Here is a 17,506-nt window from a genome sequence, read left to right as displayed (position 1 = left end):
GTCCGCTGGTCCGCCGTCGAAATTTCCTTCACCGTTGGGCGAACGGCCGGTGACCTGCCGGGCTCCGGTGTGATCTGATGGTCATCATGGACAGCACCGCAAGCACCGGCAGCGCCGGAAACACCCCGTCCGCTCCGGAAACCCCGCCGCGCCTGATCAACTGGGACCTCGCGGCTACCACCGCGGCCAAGCTCACTCCGGCCGGCCCCAAGATGCCGCAGGCGCAGATCCGCGCCGCCGTGGCCAATCTGCGCGAACTCTCGGAAGTTTCCGTGGACCACGTGCACCGGATCACCGGGCTGGAGGCCGCCCGGGATCTGCGGGATTCGCAGGTGCTGATCGTGGACCGGGCCGAGTGGTCCAAGGCCAACGCGCGCAGCTTCGAGGCGCTCCTGGCACCGGCCCTGACCGAACTCGCCCGGAAAAAGCCCGAGCAGGTCAAGAGCGCGGCCACGGGCTTGAGCAGCTCGCTCACGGGAACCCAGATGGGCGCCATCCTCTCCTTCCTCTCCAGCAAGGTGCTGGGCCAGTACGATCCGTTCTGCTCGCTGCTGCCCGGCGGTCCGGCGGGCGGGCGGCTGATGCTGGTGGCGCCGAACATCATCGCCGTCGAGCAGGAGCTCAACGTCGTACCCGCGGACTTCCGGCTGTGGGTCTGCCTGCACGAGCAGACGCACCGCGTGCAGTTCGCGGCGGCCCCCTGGCTGCGCGACCACATGATGGAACAGATCGGCAAGCTCTCCTCCGGCCTGGTGGCCAAGGCCGATACCTTCGGCGAGCGGCTGCAGCAGGCGGCCAAGGCCCTGATGTCCGGCAAAGACAAGAACGACGACGGCGCCGGCACCGGCGGCGGAAAAGTGGCCGTCGGCGCCACCGGCACCATCATGGACCTGTTCCAGGACCCCGAGGAAAAGGCCATCTTCTCCCACGTCACCGCGGTCATGAGCTTGCTCGAGGGCCACGCCAACGTCGTGATGGACGAGGTGGACGCCAGCGTTGTGCCCACGGTGAAGACCATCCGCCAGCGCTTCAACGCCCGGGCCAAGACCCGCGGCGCGCTGGAGAACTGGATCCGCAAAATCATGGGTCTGGACGCCAAGGCACGCCAGTACACCGACGGGGCGAAGTTCGTCCGCGCCGTGGTGAAGCAGGTGGGCATGGAAGGCTTCAACCAGGTCTGGATCCGGGCGGAAAACCTGCCCACCGAGGAAGAGATCCACAACGCTGACCTCTGGATCAGCCGCATGGACCTCAGCCGTCCATGATCGAACCCTCCGCAGCGGCCACGGGGTCCGCCGTCGGTGTGCCGCGGCGCAAGCAACGGCTACACCCGCTGGTTGGCACAGCGCGGAACCACATCAAGGCGGCGCTGGAATTACTGGATGCGCCGGAGGACAAAGCTGCCGGCACCACAGCTGCAGCATCGGGCAAGGGCGAACCGCCCTTGCTGCTGGTGGCCTGCAGCGGCGGGCCGGACTCGCTGGCCCTGGCCGCCGTGGCAACTTACTTTGCCCGGACCCTGCGGGACGGAACGCAGCGCTACCGGGTGGGCGCCGTCGTCGTCGACCATGGCCTCCAGCCCGGCAGTGCCGAGGTGGCGGAACGTGCCCGCCTGCAGCTTGCGGGCCTGGGGCTGGCGCCGGTGGAAGTCCGCCGGGTCAGTGTCGGCCAGCCCGGCATGGGGCCCGAAGCCGCGGCCAGGGTAGCGCGGTACGCCGCGCTCGACGCTGCCGCTGCGGAGCATGACGCTGCCGCCATGCTGCTGGGCCACACCCTTGATGACCAGGCCGAGCAGGTGCTGCTTGGCCTCGGCCGGGGCTCCGGAACGCGTTCGCTGGCCGGGATGGCCCCGCGCCGCGGGAACTACCTGCGGCCGTTCCTGGAACTGCGACGGAAGCACACCGAAGAGCTGTGTGCCCTCGCCGGGCTGGAGCCGTGGCACGATCCAACCAATGCCGATCCTAAGTTCCTGCGCTCCCGTGTGCGGTCGGAAGTGCTGCCGTTCCTGGAGCAGCAGCTGGGCCCGGGCGTTGCCGAGGCGCTGTGGCGTTCGGCGCAGATCCTGCGGGCGGATGCGGATTACCTGGATGCCCAGGCACGGACCGAATACCTGCGCCTCAGGATAGATACCCCGGACGGCATAGAACTGGAGCGGACCGGGATCGAGGTGCTGCCCGCAGCGATGAAGCACCGGGTCATCGCCCTGGCGGCGGCCGAAATGGGCGGCGAGAACCCCAGTTACGAGCGGCTCATCGCGGCGGAATCGCTGCTGGCGAGGCAGGGGTCCGCCGGCCCCGTGCAGCTGGCCGGAATGGTCAGCGTGTACCGCCGGGTGCGGCGGGAACCGGACGGACAAACAGGCCCGGTTGCGCAAGAGCGCGGCGGCTATGGCAATCTTGTCTTTAGAACAACTGGCTCGCGCCCAGTGACGCCACATCATTAATTACGGGAGTATCTGGTGGATTCCAACGACGTTCAGGCGGACCTCAAGCACGTTCTGCATACCAAGGAGCAGATCCAGCAGCGCGTGCAGGAACTGGCTGCCGAGATCGACAAGGACTACGAGGGCCGCGACCTGCTGATCGTCGGAGTCCTCAAGGGCGCCGTCATGGTCATGGCGGATCTGGCCCGCGCACTGCACAGCCACGTGAAGATGGACTGGATGGCCGTGTCTTCCTACGGCTCGGGCACGCAGTCTTCCGGCGTCGTGCGGATCCTCAAGGACCTGGAAACCGACCTGATGGGCAAGCACGTCCTGATCGTCGAGGACATCATCGACTCCGGCCTGACGCTGTCCTGGCTGAAGACGAACCTGCTTTCCCGCGGCCCGGCCTCGGTGGAGATCTGCACGCTGCTGCGCAAGCCGGATGCGGCCAAGGTGGAAATCGACGTCAAGTACGTCGGCTACGAAATCCCCAACGAATTCGTCGTCGGGTACGGCCTGGACTTCGCCGAGCGGTACCGCAACCTGGACTTCATCGGCACGCTGGCACCGCACGTCTACGAGTAAAACCAAGATCCCTGTCTCCAGCTTGAGCCAAAGGCTTGCTTGTACGCCGAGAGGGAACTAATCTTTGCCGCCGTGCGTGAATTATTGCGGACGGTGTATAGCTATATGGGTGACACCACGGGCTGATCAGCAGGAGGGACGGGGCATTGTGCCCTTAGACGCATGAAATTGAAGAACATTTTCAAGGGACCGATCATCTGGATTGTGCTGGTCCTGGCAATCCTGCTTATCGTGGTGCCCAATCTTGCCGGCCCGCAGGCCTCCCGTGTGGATACCAGCGTCGGGCTGCAGCTGCTCACCGATGACAAGGTGGAGCAGGCCCGCATCAATGACGGCAACCAGAGCGTTGAACTGACCCTCCGTGAAGACTTCATCCAGGACGGTGCCAACGAAGGCAAGAGCATCACCTTCTTCTACAGCACCGCCCGTGCCGAAGATGTGGTCGATGCCATCAGTACCTCCAACGTGGACGTGTTCACGGATCAGCCGGTGGAAAACAACTGGTTCACGGGCTTCATCAGCCTGATCCTGCCGATCCTGATCATCGGCATCATCTTCTGGTTCCTGCTCTCGCGCATGCAGGGCGGCGGCTCCAAGGTCATGCAGTTCGGCAAGTCCAAGGCTAAGCTGATCACCAAGGACATGCCCCAGGTCACCTTCGCCGACGTCGCCGGCGCGGACGAGGCCGTGGAGGAACTCCACGAAATCAAGGAGTTCCTGCAGGAACCGGGCAAGTTCCAGGCGCTCGGCGCCAAGATCCCCAAGGGCGTGCTGCTTTACGGTCCTCCCGGAACGGGCAAGACCCTGCTGGCCCGCGCGGTCGCCGGTGAAGCCGGCGTCCCCTTCTACTCCATCTCCGGCTCGGACTTCGTCGAAATGTTCGTCGGTGTGGGCGCCTCCCGTGTCCGCGACCTGTTCGAGCAGGCGAAGAACAACGCTCCGGCCATCATCTTCGTCGACGAGATCGACGCCGTTGGCCGCCACCGCGGTGCCGGTGTGGGCGGCGGCAACGACGAGCGTGAGCAGACGCTGAACCAGCTCCTGGTCGAGATGGATGGTTTCGACGTCAAGACCAATGTCATCCTGATCGCCGCCACCAACCGCCCGGACGTCCTGGACCCCGCACTGCTGCGGCCCGGACGTTTCGACCGCCAGATCGCGGTGGAGGCACCGGACCTGGAAGGCCGCCACCACATCCTGCAGGTGCACGCCGCCGGCAAGCCGATGGCTCCGGACGTGGATCTGCGCGCGCTGGCCAAGCGTGCCCCGGGCTTCACTGGTGCCGACCTGGCCAACGTGCTCAACGAAGCCGCGCTGCTGACTGCCCGCTCCAATGCGCAGCTGATCGACGACCGTGCCCTGGACGAGGCGATCGACCGTGTCATGGCCGGACCGCAGAAGCGCTCCCGCGTGATGAAAGAACACGAACGCAAAATCACCGCCTACCACGAAGGCGGCCACGCACTGGTGGCGGCGGCCCTGCGCTACACCGCACCGGTCACCAAGGTCACCATCCTGCCGCGCGGGCGTGCCCTCGGCTACACCATGGTGGTTCCGGAGGACGACAAGTACTCGGTCACCCGCAATGAGCTGCTGGACCAGCTGGCCTACGCCATGGGCGGACGGGTTGCGGAAGAAATCGTCTTCCACGATCCGTCTACCGGCGCCTCGAACGACATTGAGAAGGCCACCAGCACCGCGCGCCAGATGGTGACGCAGTACGGCATGAGCGAACGTGTCGGCGCCGTGAAGCTGGGCCAGGGCGGCGGCGAACCGTTCCTGGGCCGCGACATGTCGCACGAACGCAACTACTCCGACCACGTGGCCTTCGTGGTCGATGAGGAAGTACGCCGCCTGATCGACACCGCACACGACGAGGCCTATGCCGTGCTGACCGAAAACCGTGACGTGCTGGACCGACTGGCCCTGGCTTTGCTGGAGCGCGAGACGCTGAACCAGCGCGAAATCGCCGAGGTCTTCGAGGACATCCGCAAGCGCGAATACCGCGACGTCTGGCTGTCCAAGGAATCGCGTCCGGTCCACCAGATTCCGCCGGTCATGAGTGCCAAGGAACGTGCCGAGGCCGCCTCGGCCCAGAGCCCGGACGAGGAAGAGGGCCATTCAGCCGTCATCGTTGATCCGGATCCGGCCCTGCCCGAACTGCCCGTCGAAAACCCTCCCGGCAGCACCCCCGGAACCAATCCGGGCGGGACCACCGGCAGCAACGGCTAGGATTTCAGACGTGACCGAATACGACGATGTAATCGCCGAGCTGGAAATCGACAGCTCGATAGACCTGCCCCGGATCGAGCGCGCAGTGCGCGAAATCCTGATTGCGGTGGGCGAAGACCCTGACCGCGAGGGGCTGGTGGAGACCCCGCGGCGGGTGGCCAAGTCCTACGCCGAAGTCTTCGCCGGCCTGCACCAGGACCCGGCGGACCTGCTGGCCACCACCTTCGATATTGATCATGAAGAAATGGTGCTGGTCAAGGACATTCCGTTCTACTCCACCTGTGAACACCACCTGGTTCCGTTCCATGGCACCGCCCATATTGGCTACATTCCTTCCCATGACGGTAAGGTGACGGGGCTGAGCAAACTGGCCCGGCTGGTGGAGGTCTTCGCCCGCCGCCCGCAGGTCCAGGAACGGCTCACCACGCAGATTGTTGATGCCCTCATGGAGCATCTCGAGCCCAAGGGTGCCATCGTCGTCGTCGAGTGCGAGCACATGTGCATGTCCATGCGCGGTGTCCGCAAGCCGGGCGCAAAGACGGTAACGTCCGCAGTCCGCGGTCAGCTCAGGGAAACTGCCACCAGGGCAGAGGCCATGAGCCTGATCATCGGACGCTAAGCGAAACAAGCAGAAACGGTAGACATTTATGGATTCACTCGCAGCAGTGCCCGGAACCGGGCCCGCAACCTCCCCGCTGCCCGTTGTACGCAAGGTGCGCGCGCCCCGAAAGTTCTCGGATCTGCCCACCGACCGCGGCGTGGTGATGGCGATCCTGAACGTCACTCCGGATTCCTTCAGCGACGGCGGCAAGTTCGTCTCCCCGGACAAGGCCATTGCCGAGGGACTGAAACTGTTCTACGGCGGGGCGGACATCATCGATGTCGGCGGGGAATCCACCCGTCCGGGTGCCGAGTCCATCACCCCCGAGGAGGAGCAGGCCCGCATCCTGCCTGTCATCGAGGCGCTGGCGAAGGCCGGTGCCCTGATCAGTGTGGACACCATGCACGTGGATACCGCGGCGAAGGCGATCGACGCCGGCGCGGGCATCATCAATGACGTCTCCGGCATGACCTTCAGCCCGGAAATGCCGGCACTGATTGCCGAACGCAAGGTTCCCTACGTACTGATGCACCGCCGCGGCGACGCGCGCAACGCGGATCCCACCGCCAACTACGACGACGTTGTGGCCGAGGTCGTGGCCGAACTAGCCGAGTTGCGGGACAAGTTTGTGGCCGCCGGCGTGGCCGAAGACCAGATCATCCTCGACCCGGGACTGGGCTTCTCCAAGAACGCCGAGCACAACTGGGCGCTGCTGCGCGGGCTGCCGGAGTTCACCAAGCTCGGCCACAAGGTCCTCGTCGGAGCATCCCGCAAGCGCTTCCTTGGCACCCTGCTCTCCTCTGCCGGCAAGGTTGCCGCGCCGGCTGAGCGCGACCACGCCACGCTGGCCATCAGCGCCCTGGCCGTAGCCAACGGTGCCTGGGGCGTGCGCGTGCACGATTCCGGTGCCAGCCTGGACGCGGTCAAGGTCGCCGCAGCCTGGGCCGGGTAGAGCCGGTGCAGACGGGCACAGCCGGGTCCGGCCGCGCGGACGTCATCAAGCTCTCCGGCATCACCGCCGTCGGCTACCACGGAGTGTTCGACCATGAACGCCGGGACGGCCAGCCCTTCACCATCGACGTCGCCCTGCACACGGACATCCGTGCCGCAGCCGCCGTCGATGACCTGACCCTGACCGCGCACTACGGCGAACTGGCCGAGGGCGTCAGAGAGATCATCACGGGCGAGCCGGTGAACCTGATCGAGACCCTCGCGGAGCGGGTCGCAGGCTACGTTCTGGCCACCTTCAGCATTGCCGCCGTGGAGGTGACGGTCCACAAGCCCCAGGCGCCCATCGAAGTGCCGTTCGGCGACGTCACCATCACTATCTACCGGGAGAATTCATGAGTGTACGCGCGGTTTTGGCCCTTGGCAGCAATCTCGGCGAACGCAGCGATACGCTCTCCCACGCCGTCGCGGATCTGGTGGACACCCCCAACGTCCGCCTCTGCGCGGTGTCGCCGGTGGTGCAGACCAAGTCGGTAGGCGGTCCCGAGAACCAGCCGGACTACCTGAACATGGTGATCGAGGTGGAGACGGACCTGGAGCCCTATCGGCTGCTGGAACACTGCCAGAGCGTGGAAAACAAGCACCACCGGACCCGCGAGGTGCGCTGGGGGCCGCGGACCCTGGACGTGGACATCATTACCTACGGCGACCTCAAGCTCGACGACGAGGCCTTGACCGTCCCGCACCCGCGCGCCCATGAGCGGGCCTTCGTGCTGCAGCCCTGGGCCTGGATGGACTCGCACGCAACCCTCAACGGCGTCCCGGTCGGCGAACTGGCCGAAGCCGCGGGGGACCTGGACGGCCTGGCGCCTTTCGAACCAGGGCACTGAGCCGGATGGGCGCGGCATCGTGAGGACCATCAAGTACAGCTGGCTGGCGGCCATCGCCGTCGTCACCGGTGTGCTGGGCTGGCTGGCCAACCTCGTGACCGCGCGCGGCGGCCTGCCGGTGCCCGTGCTGCACCTGAGCTCGCTGGCCACCATGGGCGCCGTCGTGGTCTTCATCTTGGTGCTCGGCCTGCGGGTGCGCAGCTGGCGCAACGGCAAGCGCGAGAAACCGCTGGACCCGATCCTGGCCGCCCGCACCCTCGTCTTCGCCCAGGCCTGCGCCTACGCCGGCGCCCTGCTGCTCGGCTGGCATGCCGGCATTCTGGTTGACCAGCTCGTGCTGTTGTCCTACCGGCCGGCCGGGCCCATCCTGCTGCAGGTGCTGGCTATGATGGGCGGTGGCCTGGTCATGGTCATTATTGGTCTGATGGTGGAACGGTTCTGCAAGCTCCCGCCCGAGGATCCGGAATCGGCCGAACGCGAAGACGGTACGGCCGAGGGCGAGGGGGAGTATGCGTAGCGAGCCGATCGATCCGCCGGAGATCAGCTGGATCCGGGTGGCGCCGAAGTACGTCACGGTGCGGCTGATCGGCTGGGCCGTGTCCGCGCTGATCACCCTGGCCATCCTCAGCATCCCGCTCATCCTGCTGCTCACCGGCGTCTGGCCCGACTTCCCTGCCTGGCTCGCCTGGCTGCTGGCCGGCGGCACACTGGTCATCCAGGTTTGGATCGGCCTGCTCATTCCGCGCCAGGTCAAGGCGATCGGCTACGCGGAGCGGGACGAGGACCTGCTGATCCGGCAGGGCATCTTCTTCCAGCGCCTCATGGTGGTTCCCTACGGCCGCATGCAGTACGTCGACGTGGCGGTCGGCCCGCTGGAGCGCGCCTTCAAGCTGGCCTCGGTCAAACTGCACACCGCCTCCCCGCAGACCAACGCCTCCATTCCCGGACTCCCGGCAGAGGAAGCCGCACGGCTGCGCGAACAGCTTTCCGCGCGCGGGCAGGCAAGGCTGGCCGGGCTGTGACTACCCCGGAGGGCAACGGCCCGGTTTCCCCCTCGCGCGAGGTGCCGCTGACTCCGGACCGCGCGGAAAGCTGGCACCGCGTCCACCCCGTTTCCCCGTTTGTCCGGGGCTGGATCGCCCTGGCCGCTATCGCCTACTTCTTCGGCCGCGACTGGTTCGAAGCGATGTTCCGCGGCGAGCCCCTGTGGTTCCTGACCGAGGGCCGGGGCATCTGGGCCGTCGTCGTACTGCTGGTTGTGGTGCTGCTGCTGGTGGGCGCCTTCGTGCTGTCCTGGTGGTTCACCCGCTACCAGGTCACCGAGGAACACGTCCGGGTCAATTCCGGCATCCTGTTCCGTCAGCACCGCCAGGCCAGGCTGGACCGGGTCCAGGCGATCGACGTCATCCAGCCGCTGCTGGGCCGGATCTTCGGGCTCGCCGAGCTGAAGTTCGAGGTGGCCGACGCCGGCGAGTCCGCAGTGCGGTTGGCCTACCTGCCGCTGGCCTCGGCCCAGCAACTGCGGGCGACCATTCTGGCCCGGGCCTCCGGCGCCGAGCTGGACCCCGAGCACCCGGACGAGGCGCCCGAAGCCCCGGAACACCCCATCGTCCAGCTGACTCCGCAGCGGGTCGTCGGCGCCACGGTGCTTTCGGGCGCAACGGTGGCGCTGGTCGTCGTCGTCGTTGTTATTGGCGTGGCCGCAGCGGTGGGCTACGTGGCCGACTGGGGCGGCCTGCCGGTCCTGCTGTCGGCGCTGGTGCCCGGCATGATCGCTGTCGCCGCCGGCTACTGGAGCGTTTTCAGCACCGCGTACAACTTCCGCGCGGCCGTATCGCCGGACGGCATCCGGCTGCGCTACGGGCTGCTCGAGACGCGGGCCCAGACCGTGCCGCCCGGGCGCGTGCAGGCCGTGGCGGTGTCCCAGCCGCTGCTCTGGCGGACCAAGGACTGGTACCGGATCAAGATCAACGTGGCCGGCTACGGCGTGAGCGCGGAGAACTCCGGCGCGCGCACCACCCTGCTCCCGGTCGGCACCCGAGACGAGGTCATGCAGATGCTGGCCCTGGTGCTCCCGGACCCCGGCACCGAGGACCCGTTCGGCGTCTTTACCGCCGGGCTGGTGGGGCAGAACAACGACGGCGGCTTCGTCACCTCCCCGGCGCGGGTGCGGTGGCTGTCCCTCCTCACCTGGCGGCGCAACGGCTTCGCCGTGACGGAAACAGCCTTGCTGGCGCGTTCCGGCCGGTTCGTGCGGAGCCTGGCCGTGGTCCCGCACGAGCGCACCCAGTCGATGGCCCTGCACCAGGGGCCGGTGGCACGGAAGCTGCGGGTGGCGGACCTGCAGCTGCAGACCACGGTGGGGCCGGTCAGCCCGGTGGTCTACCAGATGGACATCGAGGTGGCCCGACGCCTGTTCAACGAACAGTCCGCGCGCGCCGCGGCGGCCCGGCGGCACAGTGTGCCGGAGCGCTGGCTGGAACGCCGGCAGGAGAGCGTGCCGAAGCAGGAAGAGGCCGGCACGCCCGCGCCTGCCGGGGGAACCGCCGGCTACGAGAATGGAAAGGCCGAGGATGAACAGCGTTAGACCGGGCAGGCTAGGGATCGGTGTGATCGGTGCCGGCAAGGTGGGAGCCGTGCTGGGGGCGGCCCTGCGCGCGGCCCAGCACGCCGTTGTCGGTGTCTCCGCCGTGTCCGAGGCCAGCCGGGAGCGGGCCGAAATACTGCTGCCCGGTGTGCCGGTGCTGGAGATCCCCGAGATTATCGAGCGGGCCGAACTGGTGCTGCTGGCCGTGCCGGACGATGCCCTGCCGGAACTGGTGGCGGGCCTAGCCGAGACCGGTGCCTGGCAACCGGGCCAGCTGGTGGCGCATACCTCCGGCCGGCACGGCGTGAACGTGCTCGCGCCTGCTCAGGCCAAAGGGGCCATCGGCCTGGCCATCCATCCGGCCATGACCTTCACCGGCATGAGCCTGGACCTGACCCGGCTCACGGACTGTGCCTTCGGCGTGACGGCACCGCGCACGGTGCTTCCCATTGCGCAGGCCCTGGTGGTCGAGATGGGCGCCGAGCCCATCGTGATCGAGGAGCAGGACCGGCCGCTTTACCACGCGGCCCTGGCGCATGCCTCGAACCACCTGGTCACCATTGCCGCGCAGGCCGCGCAAATGCTCAGCTCCGCCGGTGCGGACCAGCCGGAGCGGCTGCTGGGTCCGCTGATGCGGGCCTCGCTGGAAAACGCGCTGGCATCCGGCGAGGGCGCGCTGACCGGACCGGTGGCCCGCGGCGATGCCGGCACCGTCCGGGTCCACCGCGAGGCGCTGCTGGCGTACGAACTCGAGCACGGCAGCACCGACATCCGGCAAGCGTATGAGGAGCTGGCCCGCGCCACGGCCAAGCGGGCGTTCGAACGCGGCCTGCTCAAAGACGCCCAGGCCACCGAAATCCTGGATATTCTCAGTACCCGTTCCACTCCGGAGGACCCCCAGTGAGCAACCGCCCCCAGCTGGCCACCACGTACGCCGAGCTCAACGCCGCCAGCGCGGAGCTGCTGCGCGAGGCGGCCGGCAAGCACCATGCCGGCCACACGAGCCAGGGCCTGGTCCCGACAATGGGAGGCCTGCATGCCGGCCATGCCGCCCTGGCCATCGCTGCACGCCAGGCGAACGACGTCGTTATTGCCACCATCTTCGTCAACCCGCTGCAGTTCGGCGACGCGGCCGACCTGGAGCGGTACCCGCGCACGCTGGACGCGGACCTGGACCTGCTGGGTTCCTGCGGGGTGGACATCGTTTTCGCGCCGGCCGTGGAAGAGGTCTATCCCGGCGGCGAACCGATGGTGCGGGTGGCATCGGGTCCGTTGGGCGGGAAACTCGAAGGCGCCTCACGGCCCGGGCATTTCGACGGCGCCCTGACCGTGGTCGCGAAACTGCTGCATTACGGCATGCCCCCCATTCCGGCGGATTACCGCGCCTACTTCGGCAAGAAGGACGCTCAGCAGCTGGCCCTGGTCCGGCGGATGGCGGCGGACCTGAATTTCCCGGTCGAAATCGTCGGGGTGCCGATCGTGCGGGACGAGGACGGGCTGGCGCTGTCCAGCCGGAACCGCTTCCTCTCCGCCGAGGAACGTGAGGCCGCCCTGGTCCTGTCGCGCAGCCTGCGCTACCTGAAGGAGCAGGCCGACCGGCACGAGCCGCTGGACATTGAGGGTGCCCTGGCCATGATCATGTCCGCCCGGCAGGTGGAGCTGGACTACCTCGAGGTGGTCGATCCGGTCACCTTGGAGCCGCTGGCTTTCAACTGCCAGGACACCCCCTTTACCGGCGAAGCGCTGGCGCTGATCGCCGCCACAGTAGGCCCGGTGCGGCTGATCGACAACGTCGACCTGGGTTAGCCGGGGCGCCGGGGAAGTTCGAATAGGAGCCACCGGAGCGCAACCGGTAATCTTAACTACCGTGACCACACATAAAACCCCCACCCCTTCCCCGGAACCTTCGGACGTCTCCGAGCAGATGCGCGTGCGCATGGACAAGCGCGCCAAACTGCTCGAGAGCGGTGTGGAGCCCTATCCGGTGGGTGTCGACCGGACCCAAACTCTCAGTGAGGTCCGCGAGAAGTACGGTCACCTTGCGGCCGATGAGACCACCGGGGAAACCGTCGGCGTCTCCGGCCGTGTGGTCTTCGTCCGCAACACGGGCAAGCTGTGCTTCGCCACACTGCAGGAGGGCAACGGCACCCGGCTGCAGGCCATGCTCAGCCTGGCCAACGTCGGCGAGGAAGCGCTGGCCGGCTGGAAGTCCCTGGTGGATCTGGGCGACCACGTGTTTGTGCGCGGCGAGGTCATCTCCTCCAAGCGCGGTGAACTCTCGGTCATGGCCGAATCGTGGTCGATGGTCTCCAAGGCGCTGCGCCCGCTGCCCGTGCTGCATGCCGGCCTGAACGAAGAGACACGGGTGCGCCAGCGCTACGTGGACCTGATGGTCCGCGACGAAGCGCGCCAGATGGTCTACACCCGAGCGGCGATCATCCGCTCCATCCGGGAAACGCTGCACAACCGCGACTACGTGGAGGTGGAGACCCCGATGCTCCAGCTCATCCACGGCGGGGCGGCCGCCCGGCCGTTCCAGACGCACCTGAACGCCTTCGACCAGAACATGACGCTTCGTATCGCCACGGAGCTCTTCCTGAAGCGCGCCGTGGTCGGCGGGATCGACCGGGTGTTCGAGATCGGGCGCATCTTCCGCAATGAAGGCGTGGATTCGACGCACAGCCCCGAATTCACCACGCTGGAAAGCTACGAGGCCTACGCCGACCAGTTCGTGATGGCCGAGCGCATGAAGGAAATGATCCTGAACGCAGCGGACGCCGTGGGCAGCCGCGTCATCGAGACCGACGCCGGCACCATTGATCTCAACGGTGAATGGCGCTGGCTGGGCGTTTACCCGGGACTTTCCGAAGCCGTGGGCGAGGAGATCACGCCCGAAACCCATGGCAGTACTTTGCGGGCCATCGCCGAAAAGCACGGCGTCAAGGTGGAACCCCAGTGGGACACCGAAAAGATCGTGATTGAACTTTTCGGTGAAATCGTGGAGCCGACGCTGCTTCAGCCGACTTTCGTCTACGACTATCCGCCGGCGGCCCAGCCCCTGGCTCGTGCGCACCGGAGCAAGCCCGGGCTCATTGAAGCCTGGGACCTGATCATCGGCGGCATGGAGCGCGGTACCGCCTTCTCCGAGCTCATCGACCCTGTTGTCCAGCGTGAACGGCTCACCGAGCAGTCGCGGAAGGCAGCCTCGGGGGATCATGAAGCGATGCAGTTGGACGAAGACTTCCTCCGTGCACTGGAATACGGAGCGCCGCCTATGGGCGGCATTGGCCTGGGTATTGACCGGCTGGTCATGCTCTTCACCCAGACGGGAATCCGGGAGACCATTCTCTTCCCGCTCTTGAAACCTGAATTGGGATAATCATGTTGGAATATTTGTGGGTATTGGCTCCGTCAACCGGCGTCGGCCTGATTTTTTACTTCGCTATGAAAGCCGTGTTCAACGCTGACCGCCGGGAGCGCGAAGCCCTGGCTCAAGCCGAGTACGAGGCCGACCAGCAGGGGCACAGTAATTAGCTTCGCTCTCTAGTTGGGAGACATGGCCAGGCCCGTGGTTCACCGCAGGCCTGGCCATAATTCTTCTCCCGGTGTTGCCATCATGGATGAGCGGCAGGACCGATATTCACCAGTGCCGCCGCTGATATTCTTCGCCGCCGGGCTAATCATTTTGCAGCGGTAATGAGGTCCCGCCGCCGACTGTATGGTCACGCGCTTCCGCTCCACCGTCTGCAATGCTGCCGCTGCTTCTGTTCGGTGCCCGATCGTGCGGAGTCCAGAATTGTCGGGCGTGTTCGGACCGGATCCTAAATAAACATCGATAATACTTGTTATGCGGCTATCCCTGTCGGCCTTCGAATACCTCCGGGAAGCGGATTAGCGGGATTCGTTCAAATGGTGAGAGCTTCCATTCCGATGGCCATTCGCATAATCGCGGGACACTTTAGTGCACAGCAGAAACTTGCCGTGTTGCCAGCTATTCATTGATAGGCAATAATCAAATTGGTTTTGGGGAAGCCGATGGGATTACTAAAACTTCAATATAGAGGAGCTCCTGTGGCACAGGAAGTGAAAATCATTCTGGTTGATGACCTGGATGGTGGCAGTGCCGATGAAACGGTGCGTTTTGCGCTGGATACAATCAATTACGAGATTGATCTTTCATCGAAGAATGCTGAAGCGCTGCGAGATGCGTTGAAGACTTATGTTGAGAAGGCCAGAAAGGTTCCCACCCGCGCAGGAAAGGTCAAGCCGGCTTCTGCAGGCCGCAGCCAGGACGCGTCGGCCGTGCGGGCCTGGGCGCGGGAGAACGGTTACACCGTCAGTGAGCGCGGCCGCGTGCAGTCCGAGATCCTCGAGGCTTACCGGCGGGCCCACGGCGGCTAGCAGTACCGCCCGCCGGCATCACGGGCGCCGGCGCAAGTAGATTTTGATAACTCTTCCATAAAGGGCGGACCCCGGTGTCCGCCCTTTATTCATACGGCGGGCGACCTACCTCGCATCTGCGTTACGTCCGGTCATTATCCCTTGGGCGAACAGACCCCAAAATCGTCTTTCGGCCACGTAGCATCAAAGTACGCAGTAGCTAGGAGTGTGCGAGATGTTTGAGAGATTTACCGACCGTGCCCGTCGCGTTGTCGTGCTGGCTCAAGAAGAAGCCCGCATGCTCAACCACAATTACATTGGTACCGAACATATCCTTCTTGGATTGATCCATGAGGGTGAAGGTGTTGCCGCGAAGGCGCTGGAATTCCTCGGTGTCTCCCTCAACGGGGTGCGTGAGCAGGTGCAGGAGATTATCGGCCAGGGCCAGCAGGCTCCCAGCGGCCATATTCCCTTCACCCCGCGTGCCAAGAAAGTGCTGGAGCTCTCCCTCCGTGAAGCTCTGCAGCTGGGCCACAACTACATCGGCACCGAGCACATCCTGCTCGGCCTCATCCGCGAGGGTGAAGGTGTCGCCACCCAGGTTCTGGTCAAGCTCGGCGCGGACCTGAACCGCGTGCGCCAGCAGGTCATCCAGCTGCTCTCCGGCTACCAGGGCAAGGAGCCCGTCTCCGCCGGCGGCCAGCAGCAGGAAGGCACTCCGGCCGGATCCGTGGTGCTGGACCAGTTCGGCCGCAACCTGACCCAGGCTGCCCGCGAGTCCAAGCTTGACCCTGTTATCGGGCGCGAGCATGAGATGGAACGCGTCATGCAGGTCCTCTCCCGCCGCACCAAGAACAACCCTGTCCTGATCGGTGAACCCGGTGTCGGCAAGACCGCCGTCGTCGAAGGTCTGGCCCAAGCCATTGTCCGCGGCGATGTTCCGGAAACCATCAAGGACAAGCAGCTGTACACCCTTGACCTTGGTTCGCTTGTCGCCGGGTCCCGCTACCGCGGTGATTTCGAAGAACGCCTGAAGAAGGTACTGAAGGAAATCCGCACCCGCGGGGACATCATTCTGTTCATCGATGAGATCCACACTCTCGTTGGTGCAGGTGCCGCCGAAGGCGCGATCGACGCAGCCTCGATCCTCAAGCCGATGCTGGCCCGTGGGGAGCTGCAGACCATCGGTGCCACCACCCTCGATGAGTACCGCAAGCACATCGAAAAGGATGCTGCACTGGAACGCCGCTTCCAGCCGATCCAGGTCAATGAGCCCTCGGTTGAGCATTCGATTCAGATCCTGAAGGGTCTGCGCGACCGCTACGAGGCACACCACCGCGTGTCCATCACGGACGGCGCCTTGGATGCTGCTGCCCACTTGTCCCACCGCTACGTTTCGGACCGCTTCCTCCCGGACAAGGCCATCGACCTGATCGATGAAGCCGGCGCCCGCCTGCGGATCCGCCGTATGACGGCTCCGCCGGAGCTGAAGGAAATCGATGAGCGCATTGCGCAGCTGAAGAAGCAGAAGGAATCTGCCATCGATGCGCAGGACTTCGAAGGTGCGGCCTCGCTGCGCGACAAGGAAAGCAAGCTCCAGGACGAGCGTGCCGACAAGGAACGCGCCTGGAAGTCCGGTGACCTGGACGAGATCGCCGAGGTTGACGAGGACCTGATTGCCGAGGTTCTGGCCAACTCCACGGGCATCCCTGTCTTCAAGCTGACCGAAGAAGAGTCCAGCCGGCTCATGCACATGGAAGATGAGCTGCACAAACGGGTCATCGGCCAGGACGAAGCCATTAAGTCGATCTCGCAGGCCATCCGCCGTACGCGCGCCGGCCTGAAGGATCCCAACCGTCCCAGCGGCTCGTTCATCTTCGCCGGTCCCACCGGTGTCGGTAAGACGGAGCTGGCCAAGGCGCTGGCGGAGTTCCTCTTCGGCGAAGAGGACGCCCTGATCACGCTGGACATGTCCGAATACTCGGAGAAGCACACCGTGTCCAGGCTCTTCGGTGCGCCTCCCGGTTATGTCGGCTACGAAGAAGGCGGCCAGCTGACCGAAAAGGTCCGCCGCCGCCCGTTCTCCGTGGTGCTTTTCGATGAGGTGGAGAAGGCCCACGCGGATTTGTTCAACTCGCTGCTGCAGATCCTGGAAGACGGCCGTCTGACCGACAGCCAGGGACGTGTGGTGGACTTCAAGAACACCGTCATCATCATGACCACCAACCTCGGTACCCGTGACATCTCCAAGGGCGTCATGACCGGCTTCCAGTCCGGTACGGATACCAAGACCGGTTATGAGCGGATGCGGGCCCGGGTCCAGGATGAGCTCAAGCAGCACTTCCGTCCAGAGTTCCTCAACCGTGTCGACGACACCGTGGTCTTCCCGCAGCTGACGCAGGAAGAGATCGTGCAGATCGTGGACCTGTTCATCACGCGGCTAAAGAAGCGCCTGGCCGAGAAGAACATGACCATCGAGCTGACGCCGGCGGCCAAGGTTCTGCTGGCAACCCGCGGCTACGATCCGACCATGGGTGCGCGGCCGTTGCGCCGCACCATCCAGCGCGAGGTCGAGGACCAGCTCTCCGAGAAGATCCTCTTCGGCGAGATCATGCCCGGCGAGCTCATCCGAGTGGACGTCGAAGGCGAAGGCGAGGACGCGAAGTTCGTCTTCTCCAGCGCCGGCGCCCCCAAGGCGATCGAGGAAGTGCCGGACACCCCGGCGCTCTCCCAGTAGGTCCGCCCGCACGGGCTCCTAAGCTACTAACGCGTCGAACCGGCGGGTCCTGGACATTCCAGGGCCCGCCGGTCGCGTTAATCCCTGTTGCGGCAAGCTATGCCGCTTTGGGGTGCGGACG

General features: G+C 65.5%; 17 protein-coding genes. All 17 read left to right on the top strand.

Features of this window, described 5'->3' with window-relative positions:
* Nucleotides 1-86: 86 nt before the first annotated feature.
* The 17 genes from AC5RWO_RS17740 to AC5RWO_RS17660 all read left to right on the top strand — a co-directional run bounded on the left by AC5RWO_RS17740 (nt 87) and on the right by AC5RWO_RS17660 (nt 17,385).
* Nucleotides 87-1,265, top strand: coding sequence for a zinc-dependent metalloprotease (locus AC5RWO_RS17740; RefSeq protein ID WP_498732827.1), 1,179 nt, complete (start codon nt 87-89; stop codon nt 1,263-1,265).
* Complete coding sequence (gene tilS, locus AC5RWO_RS17735; protein WP_498732826.1) at nt 1,262-2,443, top strand: tRNA lysidine(34) synthetase TilS; 1,182 nt, start codon at nt 1,262-1,264, stop codon at nt 2,441-2,443. The genes AC5RWO_RS17740 and tilS overlap by 4 nt, the downstream gene beginning before the upstream one ends.
* A 15-nt stretch (nt 2,444-2,458) precedes the next feature.
* The gene (gene hpt / locus AC5RWO_RS17730; RefSeq protein ID WP_498732825.1) at nt 2,459-3,010 is read left to right on the top strand and encodes a hypoxanthine phosphoribosyltransferase; all 552 of its coding nucleotides are present in this window, start codon (nt 2,459-2,461) and stop codon (nt 3,008-3,010) included.
* Nucleotides 3,011-3,172: 162 nt separating this feature from the next.
* The gene (gene ftsH, locus AC5RWO_RS17725) at nt 3,173-5,242 is read left to right on the top strand and encodes an ATP-dependent zinc metalloprotease FtsH (protein ID WP_498732824.1); all 2,070 of its coding nucleotides are present in this window, start codon (nt 3,173-3,175) and stop codon (nt 5,240-5,242) included.
* Between the two features lie 10 nt (nt 5,243-5,252).
* A complete protein-coding gene (gene folE, locus AC5RWO_RS17720; protein WP_498732823.1) occupies nt 5,253-5,861 on the top strand; it encodes a GTP cyclohydrolase I FolE in 609 nt (202 codons plus the stop codon).
* A gap of 28 nt (nt 5,862-5,889) precedes the next feature.
* Nucleotides 5,890-6,795: a dihydropteroate synthase gene (gene folP, locus AC5RWO_RS17715; protein WP_498732822.1), complete on the top strand. Its 906-nt coding sequence runs from the start codon at nt 5,890-5,892 to the stop codon at nt 6,793-6,795.
* A 5-nt stretch (nt 6,796-6,800) separates the two neighbouring features.
* Nucleotides 6,801-7,190: a dihydroneopterin aldolase gene (gene folB, locus AC5RWO_RS17710; RefSeq protein ID WP_498732821.1), complete on the top strand. Its 390-nt coding sequence runs from the start codon at nt 6,801-6,803 to the stop codon at nt 7,188-7,190.
* The gene (gene folK / locus AC5RWO_RS17705) at nt 7,187-7,681 is read left to right on the top strand and encodes a 2-amino-4-hydroxy-6-hydroxymethyldihydropteridine diphosphokinase (RefSeq protein WP_139003848.1); all 495 of its coding nucleotides are present in this window, start codon (nt 7,187-7,189) and stop codon (nt 7,679-7,681) included. The genes folB and folK overlap by 4 nt, the downstream gene beginning before the upstream one ends.
* Before the next feature lie 19 nt (nt 7,682-7,700).
* A complete protein-coding gene (locus AC5RWO_RS17700; RefSeq protein ID WP_498732820.1) occupies nt 7,701-8,198 on the top strand; it encodes a DUF3180 domain-containing protein in 498 nt (165 codons plus the stop codon).
* Nucleotides 8,191-8,703 carry a PH domain-containing protein gene (locus tag AC5RWO_RS17695; protein ID WP_498732819.1) on the top strand — a complete coding sequence of 171 codons (513 nt, stop codon included), beginning with the start codon at nt 8,191-8,193 and terminating at the stop codon, nt 8,701-8,703. The genes AC5RWO_RS17700 and AC5RWO_RS17695 overlap by 8 nt, the downstream gene beginning before the upstream one ends.
* Nucleotides 8,700-10,268, top strand: a complete 1,569-nt coding sequence (locus AC5RWO_RS17690; RefSeq protein ID WP_498732818.1) for a PH domain-containing protein — start codon at nt 8,700-8,702, stop codon at nt 10,266-10,268. The genes AC5RWO_RS17695 and AC5RWO_RS17690 overlap by 4 nt, the downstream gene beginning before the upstream one ends.
* Complete coding sequence (locus AC5RWO_RS17685; protein ID WP_498732817.1) at nt 10,255-11,172, top strand: Rossmann-like and DUF2520 domain-containing protein; 918 nt, start codon at nt 10,255-10,257, stop codon at nt 11,170-11,172. The genes AC5RWO_RS17690 and AC5RWO_RS17685 overlap by 14 nt, the downstream gene beginning before the upstream one ends.
* Nucleotides 11,169-12,074: a pantoate--beta-alanine ligase gene (panC, locus tag AC5RWO_RS17680; protein ID WP_498732816.1), complete on the top strand. Its 906-nt coding sequence runs from the start codon at nt 11,169-11,171 to the stop codon at nt 12,072-12,074. Before AC5RWO_RS17685 ends, panC begins: the two co-directional genes overlap by 4 nt.
* 118 nt (nt 12,075-12,192) lie before the next feature.
* Nucleotides 12,193-13,647: a lysine--tRNA ligase gene (lysS, locus tag AC5RWO_RS17675; RefSeq protein ID WP_498732927.1), complete on the top strand. Its 1,455-nt coding sequence runs from the start codon at nt 12,193-12,195 to the stop codon at nt 13,645-13,647.
* A 23-nt stretch (nt 13,648-13,670) separates the two neighbouring features.
* The gene (locus AC5RWO_RS17670; protein ID WP_498732815.1) at nt 13,671-13,802 is read left to right on the top strand and encodes a hypothetical protein; all 132 of its coding nucleotides are present in this window, start codon (nt 13,671-13,673) and stop codon (nt 13,800-13,802) included.
* A gap of 537 nt (nt 13,803-14,339) precedes the next feature.
* Entirely contained in the window at nt 14,340-14,669 is a 330-nt protein-coding gene (locus AC5RWO_RS17665; RefSeq protein ID WP_498732814.1) for a histone-like nucleoid-structuring protein Lsr2, read from the top strand.
* Nucleotides 14,670-14,883: 214 nt separating this feature from the next.
* Nucleotides 14,884-17,385, top strand: coding sequence for an ATP-dependent Clp protease ATP-binding subunit (locus AC5RWO_RS17660; RefSeq protein ID WP_498732813.1), 2,502 nt, complete (start codon nt 14,884-14,886; stop codon nt 17,383-17,385).
* The last annotated feature ends 121 nt before the right edge of the window (nt 17,386-17,506 follow it).

It is taken from the genome of Arthrobacter sp. B055-34 (genome assembly GCF_059090425.1).
Note: the sequence above shows the minus strand (reverse complement) of the source record. Positions and strands in the feature narration are given on the sequence as shown.